This window comes from Sanguibacter sp. TS_SC_8 (genome assembly GCF_055361235.1).
In genome coordinates this window covers 2,319,997-2,333,359 of record NZ_CM143955.1, presented here as the reverse complement: position 1 = coordinate 2,333,359, position 13,363 = coordinate 2,319,997, and the positions used below count along the sequence as shown (strand labels likewise).

Sequence of the window (13,363 nt, the reverse complement as noted above, 5' to 3'; positions counted from 1 at the left end):
ACTACCAGCTGCGGGGGCGGAGCCGCGGGTCGGGCGGAACTGAGCCGAAGGGCTGCGGGTTGGCGGCCTGGGCGTCGCTCTCCCGGGCCAGAGCCAGCATCGAGGCCGGGAAGTGCGGGTATCCGGGACGGCCGAGCAGGGAGAGGATCTCGTCCTTCCACAACAACCAGGGTACGAGCAGTCCCGCGGGCACGAAGTTCAGCGCCGTCGGGATGCCGAGGCCGTTGACGATGACGACCATCGCGACGAACGGGAGCAGCGTGGCCACGATGAGTGCGACGGTGACGGCGTGGGTGGCGATCGTCCAGCGCCGGTAGCGGGCGACGGCCCTCTCGTGCGCGGCCATGACCTTGCGGGCCGCGGGGCCCATACCAGCGGAGGTCGGGTTCATCCGGACAGTGTGGCACAACGAGGTCCCGCCGTCACCGATGGGTCCCCAGGTCGTCCGTTTCGCACAGGATCGTCTGTCCAGATGGACGACTCGGCGCGAAACAGACGACCTCGCCGGGAGCGGGACCCGGACCGGACCCGGACCGGGAGCGGGAGGGGCGGGGAGGGGCGCCGGGGGTGCGGGCCCGGGTGCGGCCCTAGTGCGTGATGCCGAAGCGGTCGTGCACCCGGCGCAGCGGCGCCGGCGCCCACCAGTTCCACTTGCCGAGCAGCGTCATCGTCGCCGGGACGAGCAGCATCCGCACGATCGTCGCGTCGATGAGGATGGCCACGGCGAGGGCGAACCCGACCTGCTTGATGATGAGCAGCTCGCCGAAGACGAACCCGGCGAAGACCACGATGATGATCGCGGCCGCGGACGTGATGATCCGCCCGGTGCGCTGCAGCCCGAGCCGCACGGCCGTCTCGGAGTCGACCCCCTCGTCGTGCAGCTCCTTGATCCGCGAGAGCAGGAACACCTCGTAGTCCATCGCCAGGCCGAAGGCGAACGCGATGACCAGCGCCACGACGAAGGTCTCGATGCCTCCGGTCGAGGAGAAGCCGAGCAGACCGGACAGGTGACCGTCCTGGAACACCCACACGAGCACCCCGAGCGACGCCGCGAGCGAGATCGCGTTGGTGAGCAGCGCCTTGACCGGGATGACCACGGACCCCGTCATGAGGAACAGCAGCGCGAAGGTGGCCACCACGACGATCCCCACGGCCCACCAGACACGTTCGGCGAGGGCGTCGGTGAAGTCCAGCTGCCCGGCGGCCTGCCCCAGCACCCAGTACTGCGCACCGGGGTCGAGGTCACGGATTGCGGAGACGGCGTCGAGGGCCTCCTCCCCGCCCGGGTCGCCAGAGCTGAGGTCCACCCCGAAGGTGGCGTAGTCCTGGACGACGGCCGGGGCGGTCACCCCGGTGACGCCGTCGATCGCCGCGACCGAGTCGGCGAAAGCCTGCGCGCCGGCCTCGTCGGCGCGCACCAGCACCTGGATCTCGGGGGCGGCGGTGCTCGGGAACTGCGCGGCGAGCTGGGTGACGAACTGCCGCTGCGGGGAGCTCGCCGGCAGGAGCTCGATGCCGGAGTTGCGCATCTGCAGCCCCGCCGCGGGCAGGGCGAGCACCCCGAGCACGACGACGCAGCCGACCATCACCCACGCCGGGTGACGCTGGACCCGGCTCGCCAGACGCGAGAAGACGCCCTCGTCCCGGTCAGGAGCCGCGGACCGGGTGAGCAGGCGGGCCAGACCCGGGATGGTGGACAAGATCCCCGGGCGGAGCAGACGCTTGCCGGCCAGGCGCAGCAGCGCCGGCACGAGGGTCAGCGCGGTGGCGACGGCCACGAGGATGACCGCGAGCCCGGCGGCGCCGATGGACCGCAGGATCTCGGGGGTGAAGACCATGAGCCCCGCGATCGAGATCGCGACGATCAGGGCCGAGTACGCCACGGTGCGCCCGGCGGTGCCCATGGTCACCACGAGCGCCTGCTCGACCTGGGTGTCGGCGCGGCTGCGCCGGCGCTTGCCCGGGTTCTCCGTCGCGGCCTCGGCGGTGAGCCGCACGAGCTCCTCACGGAAGCGCGAGACGATGAGCAGGCCGTAGTCGATCGAGAGCCCCAGGCCCAGCAGGGTGACGACGTTGACCACCGACGCGTCGATGGTCATGAGATAGGACATGCCGAACAGCAGCCCCAGCCCCACGCCGATCGAGGCGAACGCGCCGGCCATCGGCATCGCGGCGGCGAGGAACCCGCCGAAGACGGCGACCATGATGATCAGCGCGATCGGCAGCGCGATCGCCTCGCCCGTGGTGAGGTCCCGCTCCACCTGGGAGGTGATGGCCTCGAGGATGAGGGAGGTGCCGCCGACCAGCCCGGTCGCGTCGGGGTTGGTGGCCACGAGGGCGTCGGGCACGGCAGCCAGCACGGCGGCGACGTCGGCGACCGCCGCGGACCGGGCGTCCTCGGTCAACCCGGCCTCCACGCCCACCACGACGAGGAACCCGTTGCCGTCCTGGGCCGTGAAGAGCTTGCCGACGTCGCTGTCCGGACCGTCCGGGACGATGATCGGGTCGAGCACCGACTCCACGCCCTCGATGGCCAGCAGCTCGGTGTGCGCGGCCTGCATCACCTCGGTGACCCCGGCTGCGGTGGGCGCGGCGCCGTCGACGATGAGGGAGACGTTCTCACCGGCCGGGCTGATCTCGTCGAGGATCGCCCGACCCTGGGAGGTCTGAGAGCCCGGGATCACCGGCTCCCCGGAGCTGAGCCGGGAGAAGAGGCTCTCCCCACCGACCCCGAACACGGCCAGCGCGAAGCCCAGCACCGTGATGACAGCCCACGTCACGATGGCGCTGCGCGGATGGTCTGCGATGCGGCGACCCAGGGATTCGAACACGCAGGCCAGCATCCCACATACTGACGCACTCGCCCGAGCACCTACGCTGGGTCAATGGATCTGTTCGACGCCGCGACGCAAGCCACCAGCGGCGTCCCCGCCGTCGGGTCCGGGTCCCCGCTCGCCGTCCGGATGCGCCCGGCCTCCCTCGCCGAGGTCGCCGGGCAGGGGCACCTGCTCGTGGCCGGGTCGCCGCTGCGCCGGCTCGTGGAGCCCGCGGAGGAGTCCTCCCGCCGCGCGGCGCCCGGCTCGGTCATCCTGTGGGGCCCGCCCGGGACCGGCAAGACGACGTTGGCCTACCTCATCGCGACGAGCTCGGGCCGGCGGTTCGTCGAGCTCTCGGCGGTCACCGCCGGGGTCAAGGACGTCCGCGCGGTGATCGAGGACGCCCGGCGGCGTCTGGCCACCGGCGGGTCGGAGACGGTGCTGTTCATCGACGAGGTGCACCGCTTCTCCAAGTCCCAGCAGGACGCCCTGCTGCCGAGCGTGGAGAACCGGTGGGTGACCCTCGTGGCGGCCACGACCGAGAACCCCAGCTTCTCCGTCAACTCCCCGCTGCTGTCCCGGTCCCTGCTGCTCACCCTGCAACCCCTGACGACGCAGGACGTGCGCACCCTCGTCGACCGCGCGGTCGACGACGAGCGCGGCCTGGCCGGCACCGTCACCCTGGCCGACGACGCGCAGGACCACCTGCTGCGCCTGGCCGGCGGCGACGCCCGCAAGGCGCTGACCATCCTCGAGGCGGCCGCGGGCGCAGTGCTGTCCGCGACGGGCACCGCCGGCACCGCCGACGACGGCGCGGGCGACCCGCCCAGCCGCGAGCACCCCGTCACCCTCGACCTGGCCACCATGGAACGGGCGATCGACGTCGCCGCGGTGCGCTACGACCGCGACGGCGACCAGCACTATGACGTGATCAGCGCGTTCATCAAGTCCATGCGGGGGTCTGACGTCGACGCGGCGATCCACTACCTGGCCCGGATGATCGCGGCGGGGGAGGACCCGCGGTTCATCGCGCGGCGGATCGTCATCTCCGCGGCCGAGGACGTCGGCATGGCAGACCCGTCGGCGCTGCAGACCGCGACGGCCGCGGCCACCGCCGTCGCGCTGATCGGCATGCCGGAGGCGCGGATCATCCTCGCCGAGGCGGTCGTGCACATCACCACCGCACCGAAGTCAAACGCCGCGTACCTGGCCATCGACGCGGCGCTGGCCGACGTCCGCGCCGGCAAGGCCGGCACTGTTCCCGCGCATTTGCGCGACGCCCACTACTCCGGCGCCAAGACGATCGGGCACGGGAAGGGCTACCAGTACGCCCACGACGCCCCGCACGCCGTCGCGGCCCAGCAGTACCTGCCCGACGACCTCGTCGGGTCGCGCTACTACCGCCCGAGCGACCGCGGGTACGAGCGTGCCGTGACCGAGCGGATGGACAAGATCCGCACCATCCTGCGTGGGGACTAGCCCCATCGATGCTAGAATTCTCAGGTTGCCTTCATTGGTGACCACTGGGACCTCGGCCCTGTGAGCGGTGCCTGCGCCTCGCGGCGTGGATGCCCGCTCCGTCGGCTGGTCCCGCATCCCACGCGACCCGCGTGAGGTATGCGACGTCAATCACGACAGGAATGGACGACTTTTTATGTCTTCTGTGACCCGTTCGCGCCGCCAGGTCCGCCTGAGCCGCGCGCTGGGCATTGCGCTCACCCCGAAGGCCGTCAAGCACTTCGAGAAGCGCCCCTACCCCCCGGGCGAGCACGGCCGCGCCCGTCGCCGCACCGAGTCCGACTACGCGGTCCGTCTCCGGGAGAAGCAGCGTCTTCGCGCCCAGTACGGCCTGCGCGAGAAGCAGATGGCGCGTGCCTTCGAAGAGGCTCGCAAGGCTCCGGGTCTGACCGGTGAGGCTCTCGTCGAGATCCTCGAGGTCCGCCTCGACGCCCTCGTGCTGCGCTCGGGCTTCGCCCGCACGACGCTGCAGTCGCGCCAGGCCGTGGTTCACCGCCACATCCTCGTCGACGGCAAGATCGTCGACCGCCCCTCGTTCAAGGTGAAGCCGGGCCAGACGGTCCAGGTCAAGCCGAAGAGCCAGGCCACGGTCCCGTTCCAGGTCGCCGCCGCCGGTGCGCACCGCGACGTCCTCCCGGCCGTCCCGCCGTACCTCGAGGTCCAGCTCGAGAAGCTGTCCTTCACGCTGGTGCGTCAGCCCAAGCGCGTCGAGGTCCCGGTCACCGCCGAGGTCCAGCTCGTCGTCGAGCACTACTCGCGCTGATCTGTTCCTGAGATCTGCCCCAAGGACGCCCCGTTCGCAGCCTCGCTGCGAGCGGGGCGTCCTTGTGTGCAGGTAGTCTCGTCCCCAGTGCCTCCTCCGCCGAGTGCGGGGAGATGGCTGCCTGATGTCCGGAATGTGCAGCCGTTCGGCCGCACTCAGCGGGTCGGGTTCGACTGTGGTAACGGTGTGTGTCGGTGTCTATCGCAAGGAGCACGTCTGTGATCGGAGATATTGCTGGACTCATCGCGGCGGTCGCCTTCGTGGCGCTCGTCGGTCTCATCGCTGTGCCCCTGCTCAAGCTGGGCAAGGTGCTCGACACCACGACCCAGTCGATCAAGGACCTCACCGAGCACTCGGTGCCGATCCTCGACGAGTCCGCCCAGACGGTCGCCAGCGCCAACGTCCAGCTCGTCAAGGTCGACACGATCACCACGGCCGCGGCCGAGGTGAGCCAGAACGTCTCGGCCCTCACCGGCCTCTACGCCGCCACCTTCGGCGCCCCGCTGGTCAAGGTCGCGGCCTTCTCCTACGGCGTGCGCAAGGCCTTCGGCCAGGCGACCTCCCGGGTGCGCGACGGCGTAGGCAAGAGGGCCCGCTGATGGCCCGCCTGTTCTGGGTCGGCACAGGCGTCGTCCTGACTGTTGTCGTCGTCGTCAAGGGACGCCAGATCATCCGCCGGTATGCCCCGGCCGCCGTCGTCGACCGCGCGAGCACGACCGCCGCGGCCACCGGCTCGGCGCTGAGCGAGGCGGCCGGGCACTTCCTCGCCGACTTCCGGGCGGCCCGCGACGAGCGGGCGGCCGAGCTCGCCGATGCGCTGCTCGCACCGACCCAGGGATCCGTGGACGACCTCAAAGCCCGCCGGGACGCCTACCCGAGTGGGCGCCCCGCCGCCCACCTGGCCGACGACGACTCCGACGACGACGAGCTCGGCTACTCCTTCTGACTAAGATTGATCCGCACTCGGCGCCGCCGGGTGCGGCTCGCACCACCTGTCACGACACCCTTCGATAGAGGATTCCATGCGCACCGCCGAGATTCGCAAGCGTTGGCTCACCTACTTCGCCGAGCGCGATCACGCGGTGGTCCCGTCCGCGTCTCTCATCTCCCCGGACCCCTCCACGCTGTTCACCATCGCGGGCATGGTCCCGTTCATCCCGTACATGACCGGTCAGCAGACCGCGCCGTGGAAGCGGGCGACGAGCGTGCAGAAGTGCGTGCGCACCCTCGACATCGAAGAGGTCGGCAAGACGACCCGGCACGGCACGTTCTTCCAGATGAACGGCAACTTCTCCTTCGGTGACTACTTCAAGGAAGAAGCCATCACCTTCGCGTGGGACTTCATCACCGGGTCCGCCGCCGAGGGCAAGCTCGGCTTCGACCCCGAGGTCATCTGGGTCACCGTCTTCCACGAGGACGACGAGTCGCGCGAGATCTGGAAGCGCGTGGCGGGCCTGCCCGACGAGCGCATCCAGTCCCGTGGCATGAAGGACAACTTCTGGTCCACCGGTGCCCGCGGCCCCGCCGGTCCCTGCTCGGAGATCTACGTCGACCGCGGACCCGCCTACGGCATCGAAGGCGGCCCGGTCGCCGACGAGGACCGCTACATCGAGATCTGGAACCTCGTCTTCATGCAGTTCGAGCGCGGTGACGGCGGCGGCAAGGACTCCTTCCCGATCCTCGGCGAGCTCGCCCAGCGCAACATCGACACCGGCATGGGCCTCGAGCGTGTCGCGTTCCTGCTCCAGGGCGTCGACAACATGTACGAGATCGACGAGGTGTTCCCGGTCATCGAGGTCGCCCAGCGCCTCTCCGGCAAGGTCTACGGCGCTGTGCACGACGACGACGTGCGCATGCGCGTCGTCGCCGACCACGTCCGCTCGGCCCTCATGCTCATCGGCGACGGCGTGCGCCCCTCCAACGAGGGCCGCGGCTACGTGCTGCGCCGCCTCATCCGCCGTGCCGTCCGGGCGATGCGCCTGCTCGGCGTCGAGGACCCGGCCATGCCGGCCCTGCTGCCGGCGAGCATGGGCGTCATGCAGGACTCCTACCCCGAGCTCTCCGCCGACTTCGCCCGGATCTCCGCGATCGCCTACGCCGAGGAAGAGGCGTTCCGGCGCACCCTCACCGCCGGCACGACGATCCTCGAGTCGGCCGTCGGCTCGGCGATCCACTCCGCGACCCAGGCCGGCACCGGCTCCCCGGTGCTCGGCGGCGCCGAGGCCTTCGCGCTGCACGACACCTACGGGTTCCCGATCGACCTGACGCTGGAGATGGCCTCCGAGCACGGCGTGACCGTGGACGAGACGGCCTTCCGCACCCTCATGCAGGAGCAGCGCACCCGGGCCCGCGCGGACGCGCTCGCCAAGCGCAGCGGTGGCGCCGACAAGGCCGCCTACGAGGCGCTGGCCAGCGACATCGCCAAGCCGGTCGAGTTCCTCGGCTACACCGAGTCGACCGCCCGGGTGACCGTGGTCGGCCTCGTCGTGGACGGCACCCCCGGTCCGGCGGCCACCGCCCCGGCCACGGTCGAGGTCATCCTGGACCGCACCCCCTTCTACGCCGAGGCCGGTGGCCAGCTCGCCGACCACGGCACGATCGCCCTCGACGGCGGCGGCGTCATCGAGGTCGACGACGTCCAGGCTCCGATCAAGGGCCTCTCGGTGCACCGCGGCCGGGTCGTGGACGGCATGGTCACGATGGGGGAGTCCGGCACGGCGACGATCGACGTGGCCCGGCGCAAGGCGATCAGCCGCGCGCACTCCGCCACGCACATGATCCACAAGGCGCTCCAGGAGTCCCTCGGCAAGGACGCGACCCAGGCCGGGTCGGAGAACGCCCCGAGCCGGATCCGCTTCGACTTCCGCTCCAGCCAGGCGGTCCCGCAGGGCGCGCTGAGCGAGATCGAGGAGCGGGTCAACACCCAGCTCGCCGAGGACCTCGAGGTCACCGAGCAGGTGATGAACATCGACGAGGCGCGGGCGCTGGGCGCGATGGCCCTGTTCGGGGAGAAGTACGGCGACCGGGTCCGTGTGGTCTCGATCGGTGGGGACTGGTCGCGTGAGCTGTGCGCCGGAACCCACGTCAAGCGCTCCGGCCAGCTCGGCATGGTCACCCTGCTCGGGGAGGCCTCGATCGGCTCCGGCGTGCGCCGCGTCGACGCGCTCGTCGGGGACGGCGCCTACGGCTTCCACGCCAAGGAGCACGCCCTCGTCGGCCAGCTCACCGGGCTGCTCAACGTCCGCACGGACGAGCTCCCCGACCGCGTCGGTGGGCTGATCACCCGCCTCAAGGAGGCCGAGAAGGAGCTCGCCGCGCTGCGTCAGCGTCAGCTGCTCGCCGGCGCCGGGGCCCTCGCGGCCGCCGCGGGCGTCGTCGCCGGTGCGCGCGTCGTCGTGCACGACGCCGGGGAGGTGGCCTCCGCGGACGACCTGCGGGCGCTGGCCCTCGACCTGCGCGGGCGTCTCGGCGAGGCCGAGGCATCCGTGGTGGCGATCGGTGGGGTGTCCTCGGGCCGCCCGCTCGTGGTCATCGTCACCAACCTGGCCGCGCGCGAGCGTGGCCTCAAGGCCGGCGCCTTCGCCAAGGCCGCCTCGGGCGTGCTCGGTGGCGGCGGTGGCGGCAAGGACGACATGGCCCAGGGCGGGGGACAGGACGCGGCCGCGCTGCCGGCCGCCCTGGCCGGGGTGCGTGACGGCGTCGAGCAGGTCCTCGGCGCATGAGCGGCGAGGCCCTCCCGCGGGGTCCGCGGCTGTGCGTCGATGTGGGGAGCGTGCGGGTCGGGCTCGCGGTGAGCGACCCCGACGGGCTCATCGCCACACCGGTCTGCACCGTGGCCCGGGACATGGTCACGGCGACGAAGAATCCGAAGGCGGTGCCGACCGACGTCGCGACGATTGCGGCCGAGGTGGACGAGCGAGGTGTGAGGGTTGTGTACGTCGGGCTTCCCCGGCACCTTTCTGGTGCTGAGGGCTCGGCTTCGGCCGGTGCGCGGGCGTACGCTGATTCATTGGCTGCGATCATCTCGCCCGTCCCCGTCCGCATGGTCGACGAGCGGATGAGCACTGTGAGCGCTCACCAGGCGCTGCATGCGTCCGGACGAGCGGGACGCAAGCACCGCACGGTGATCGATCAGGTCGCGGCGGTGGTGATCCTCCAGTCCTCTCTTGATCGTGAACGCAGCAGCGGTGAGCGCGCAGGAGAGCTGGTTCCCTGACGCGATACCTGTGACTTCCGGTCGCGGATATGTCTTTGAGGGTGTATCTGCAGTAGGTTGTGGGTTTGTCCGTGGGGGCGCAGCGACGAGGCATGACGAGTGTGGAGGCTCCAACCGGTGAACGATCTCTTCGAGGGACCGACGCACGTTGAACAACCTCAAGGCGAGGAGCGGCTCTCGCGCGCCGAGAAGCGTGAGCTGCGTGCCGCGCGCAAGCGTGCCGCGCAGCGCCGCCAGCGCGCTCTGATCGCCGTCCTGCTGGCCGTCGTCCTCATCGGCGCCGGCGGCTACTTCGTGTGGACCAAGGGCACGGCCTTCTTCGACAGCTTCGGCAGCTCGGGGACGGACACGGCGGACGAGATCGTCGACTACCCCGGTCCGGGCACCGGACAGGTGCAGGTGGTGGTCGCCCCGGGCGCCGCCGGAGCCCAGATCGGTGAGACGCTCGCCGAGGCCGGCGTCGTCGCCTCGGCCAAGGCGTTCGTCTCCGCCTACACCTCGAACCCCGATGCCGCCTCGATCCAGCCCGGGACGTACAACCTCTTCAAGACGATGAAGGCCTCCGACGCCGTCACCGCCCTGCTCAGCCAGGACAACCGCGCCGACTTCATCATCGAGATCCCCAACGGCTTCAACAAGGCCAAGACCATCGCCCGGATCGTCAAGGTCACCGGCTACACCGAGGCCGAGGTGACCGCCGCGATGGACGACGTCGTGGGCATCGGCCTGCCGGCCGAGGCCGGTGGGAACGCCGAGGGCTGGCTCGCCCCGGCGCGCTACGACTTCCCCCTCGACACCACCCCGACCCAGATGATCGCGCAGATGGTGGCCGGCACGGTCGCCACCCTGGACACCCTTGCCGTCCCGGCCGCGGACCGCCAGACGCTCCTCACCACCGCCTCCATCGTCGAGAAGGAAGCGGGCACCGACGAGGACCGTCCGCTCATGGCGTCAGTCATCGAGAACCGGCTCGCGATCGACATGAAGCTGCAGATGGACGCGACGCTGCACTACTTCCTCGGCACGACCGACGACGCGAGCTCGACCGTGGCGGACACCGAGGTGGACAACCCCTACAACACGTACTTCTACGCCGGTCTGCCGCCGGGCCCGATCGCCTCACCCTCCGTGGCCTCGCTGCAGGCCGTGCTCACCCCGGCGGACACCAGCTACCTCTACTGGGTGGCGGTCGACCCGGTCAACAAGGTGACGAAGTTCGCGACGACGTGGGCCGAGCACCAGGAGAACCGGAAGCTCTACGACGCGTGGCGCGAGGAGAACGGCACGGCGACCGGGTGAGCCCGGACGTGCCCGCCGCGCCGCGTCGCGCCGCGGTGCTCGGTCACCCGATCGCGCACTCGCTCTCCCCGGTGCTGCACCGCGCGGCCTACGCCGCGCTCGGCCTGACCGGCTGGGAGTACTCCGCCCTCGACGTGACCGCCGAGACCCTCCCCGCCTTCGTCGCCGACCTGGACGACTCCTGGGCCGGGCTGAGCCTGACGATGCCGCTCAAGCAGACGATCCTTCCCCTGCTCGACCACATCGAGCCGCTCGCCGAGGTGACCGGGGCGGTCAACACCGTCGTGTTCTCCGGGGTCGGGGCCGGGCGGACCCTGGTCGGGACCAACACCGACGTCTATGGCCTGGTCACCGCGATCCGGGAAGGTCTCCCCGATCCCGCTACCGATCCCGCTCCGCGCGGGGGTGCGGTGGTGCTGGGGGCCGGTGCGACGGCGTCGTCCACGCTGGCGGCTCTGGCCGAGCTCGGGTACCCATCGACGGACGTCTATGTCCGTTCCCTCGGGCGCACCGGTGACCTGCAGCGCGCCGCCCACCGGATGGGCGTCACCCCCAGGTTCCACCCGATGGACGGCGCCGCCCGGGCGATGCTCACCGCCGCCGTGGTCGTCTCCACGCTGCCCGCCCACGGGGCCGACGCCGTCGCCGAGGCGCTCACCGCGCTGGTCAGCGCGGGTGAGCCGGGTGCGCGCGGGGTCCTCCTCGACGTCTGCTACGAACCCCGCACGACGGCGCTGGCCGCCGCGTGGGCCGCGGCCGGCGGCGCGGGGGTCGGTGGGCAGCGGATGCTGCTGCACCAGGCGGTCGAGCAGGTGCGCCTGATGACCGGGCGCGTGGCGCCGACCGCGGCGATGGCGGACGCGCTCGAGCGGGCGCTCGAGGGCTGACGACACGTCAGAAAGTCGCCAGGTTCTCGCCCTCAGGTACGGCGCGGCATCTGCCGATAACTGCTGGGACGAGAGACTATCGTCGCGCGCACTGAAGCGCAGCGGCAGGTGAGGGGAAACCATGAAGCAGCTCGGTGAGATCCTTCTCGAAGAGGGCCTGGTCAACGAGGTGCAGCTGATGGCTGCGCTCGACGAGCAGGTCATCCGCGGCACCAGCCTGGGGCGTGTGCTCGTCGACCTGGGGGTGCTCACCGAGGGCCAGCTGGTCTCGGCGCTGGCGGCGCAGGTCGGGATGCAGTTCGTCGACCTCGACGTGTACGCGGTCGACCGGGCCGCGGTGACCCGTCTCAACGGGTCCGTGTGCCGGCGGTACACCGTCCTGCCGATCGCCTTCCAGGACGGCGCGATCGTGCTGGCCATGGCCGACCCGGGCAACGTGCTCGCCGTCGACGACGTGCGCTCGATGACCGGCATGCAGGTGCTGCCCGTGGTGGCCACCCACGAGGACCTGTCCCGGGCGATCGACCGCTACGTGCGCGCCGACGACGAGATGGACCACCTCACCACCGCGTTCAGCGAGGAGCAGGAGCGCCTCGAGGACGTCGACCTGTCGCGCATCGGGGACTCCGTCGACGACGACGCCCCGATCGTGCGGTACGTCAACCTCATCGTCACCCAGGCCATCACCGACCGGGCCTCCGACATCCACATCGAGCCGGCCGAGCACGACCTGCGCGTGCGGTACCGGATCGACGGCGTGCTGCACGAGATGCAGCGCAGCCCCAAGAACATCACCGGGGGAGTGATCTCCCGCGTGAAGATCCTCTCTGACATCGACATCGCCGAGCGTCGCAAGCCCCAGGACGGACGCATGTCCGTGGTCCACAACGGGCGCAAGATCGACCTCCGGGTGGCGACGCTGCCGACCGTGTGGGGCGAGAAGATCGTCATGCGTATCCTCGACAACTCCACCGCCAGCCTGGACCTGCGTGACCTGTCCTTCGGCGAGGAGAACTACCAGGTCTACTCCGAGGCCTACAACAAGCCCTACGGGATGATCCTCGTCACCGGGCCCACCGGGTCGGGGAAGTCGACCACGCTGTACGCGACGCTCAACGCCGTCTCCAAGCCGGAGATCAACGTCATCACCGTCGAGGACCCGGTCGAGTACCGCCTCGACGGCATCAACCAGGTGCAGGTCAACCCCAAGGCAGGGCTCACCTTCGCCGGCGCGCTGCGGTCCATCCTGCGCTCGGACCCCGACGTCGTGCTGCTCGGTGAGATCCGTGACCACGAGACCGCGCAGATCGCCATCGAGGCCGCGCTCACCGGCCACCTCGTGCTGTCCACCCTGCACACCAACGACGCGCCGTCGGCGATCACCCGCCTGGTGGAGATGGGCATCGAACCCTTCCTCGTGGGGTCGGCCATCGACTGCATCGTCGCCCAGCGCCTCGCCCGCAAGCTGTGCGGCAAGTGCAAGGTGCCCTACGAACCCGACGAGATCGAGCTGGTGGCGTCCCGGTTCCCGTGGCTCCCAGGCGAACCGAAGCCGCAGCTGTACCGCACCGGCGGGTGCGTCACCTGCTCGGGCACCGGGTACCGCGGGCGGCTCGCGCTGCACGAGGTCATGCGGGTGACCGAGGAGATCGAGCGGCACGCCGTCGCCGGGTCGTCCTCGGCAGAGATCCTCAAGACCGCGGTGGCCCAAGGGATGCGCCGGCTGCGCGACGACGGCTGGATGAAGGTCATCGCCGGGCAGACCTCGATCGAGGAGATCATGCGGGTCGTCGCTTAAGGTCTGCGACGGGCGCGCCGATAAACAGGAGTCACACGTGTGCTGTGGCTGTCGACGCGAGAGGCT

The 13,363-nt window shown here is 70.7% G+C and carries 11 protein-coding genes; 9 read left to right on the top strand and 2 right to left on the bottom strand.

The window, feature by feature from the left end:
* Position 1: 1 nt before the first annotated feature.
* Together ACWA15_RS10605 and ACWA15_RS10600 are read right to left on the bottom strand one after the other, a co-directional pair.
* On the bottom strand, positions 2-391 hold the full coding sequence (locus tag ACWA15_RS10605) for a hypothetical protein (RefSeq protein WP_464055113.1): 390 nt from the start codon (positions 389-391) through the stop codon (positions 2-4).
* A 196-nt stretch (positions 392-587) separates the two neighbouring features.
* Complete coding sequence (locus ACWA15_RS10600) at positions 588-2,831, bottom strand: MMPL family transporter (protein WP_464055111.1); 2,244 nt, start codon at positions 2,829-2,831, stop codon at positions 588-590.
* 54 nt (positions 2,832-2,885) lie between these two features.
* Between ACWA15_RS10600 and ACWA15_RS10595 the strand changes: the two genes are divergently transcribed.
* From ACWA15_RS10595 to ACWA15_RS10555, 9 genes are all read left to right on the top strand, one after another.
* Positions 2,886-4,295 carry a replication-associated recombination protein A gene (locus ACWA15_RS10595; RefSeq protein WP_464055110.1) on the top strand — a complete coding sequence of 470 codons (1,410 nt, stop codon included), beginning with the start codon at positions 2,886-2,888 and terminating at the stop codon, positions 4,293-4,295.
* 175 nt (positions 4,296-4,470) lie between these two features.
* A complete protein-coding gene (gene rpsD / locus ACWA15_RS10590) occupies positions 4,471-5,097 on the top strand; it encodes a 30S ribosomal protein S4 (protein WP_464055108.1) in 627 nt (208 codons plus the stop codon).
* Positions 5,098-5,315: 218 nt separating this feature from the next.
* The gene (locus tag ACWA15_RS10585) at positions 5,316-5,696 is read left to right on the top strand and encodes a DUF948 domain-containing protein (RefSeq protein ID WP_464055107.1); all 381 of its coding nucleotides are present in this window, start codon (positions 5,316-5,318) and stop codon (positions 5,694-5,696) included.
* A complete protein-coding gene (locus ACWA15_RS10580) occupies positions 5,696-6,043 on the top strand; it encodes a hypothetical protein (protein ID WP_464055105.1) in 348 nt (115 codons plus the stop codon). The genes ACWA15_RS10585 and ACWA15_RS10580 overlap by 1 nt, the downstream gene beginning before the upstream one ends.
* A 76-nt stretch (positions 6,044-6,119) precedes the next feature.
* Entirely contained in the window at positions 6,120-8,819 is a 2,700-nt protein-coding gene (alaS, locus tag ACWA15_RS10575) for an alanine--tRNA ligase (protein WP_464055104.1), read from the top strand.
* Positions 8,816-9,313, top strand: coding sequence for a Holliday junction resolvase RuvX (gene ruvX / locus ACWA15_RS10570; RefSeq protein ID WP_464055103.1), 498 nt, complete (start codon positions 8,816-8,818; stop codon positions 9,311-9,313). Before alaS ends, ruvX begins: the two co-directional genes overlap by 4 nt.
* 117 nt (positions 9,314-9,430) lie before the next feature.
* Positions 9,431-10,612 carry an endolytic transglycosylase MltG gene (gene mltG / locus ACWA15_RS10565; protein WP_464055102.1) on the top strand — a complete coding sequence of 394 codons (1,182 nt, stop codon included), beginning with the start codon at positions 9,431-9,433 and terminating at the stop codon, positions 10,610-10,612.
* Complete coding sequence (locus tag ACWA15_RS10560) at positions 10,609-11,499, top strand: shikimate dehydrogenase (protein ID WP_464055101.1); 891 nt, start codon at positions 10,609-10,611, stop codon at positions 11,497-11,499. Before mltG ends, ACWA15_RS10560 begins: the two co-directional genes overlap by 4 nt.
* Before the next feature lie 121 nt (positions 11,500-11,620).
* Positions 11,621-13,297, top strand: coding sequence for a GspE/PulE family protein (locus tag ACWA15_RS10555; RefSeq protein WP_464055099.1), 1,677 nt, complete (start codon positions 11,621-11,623; stop codon positions 13,295-13,297).
* The last annotated feature ends 66 nt before the right edge of the window (positions 13,298-13,363 follow it).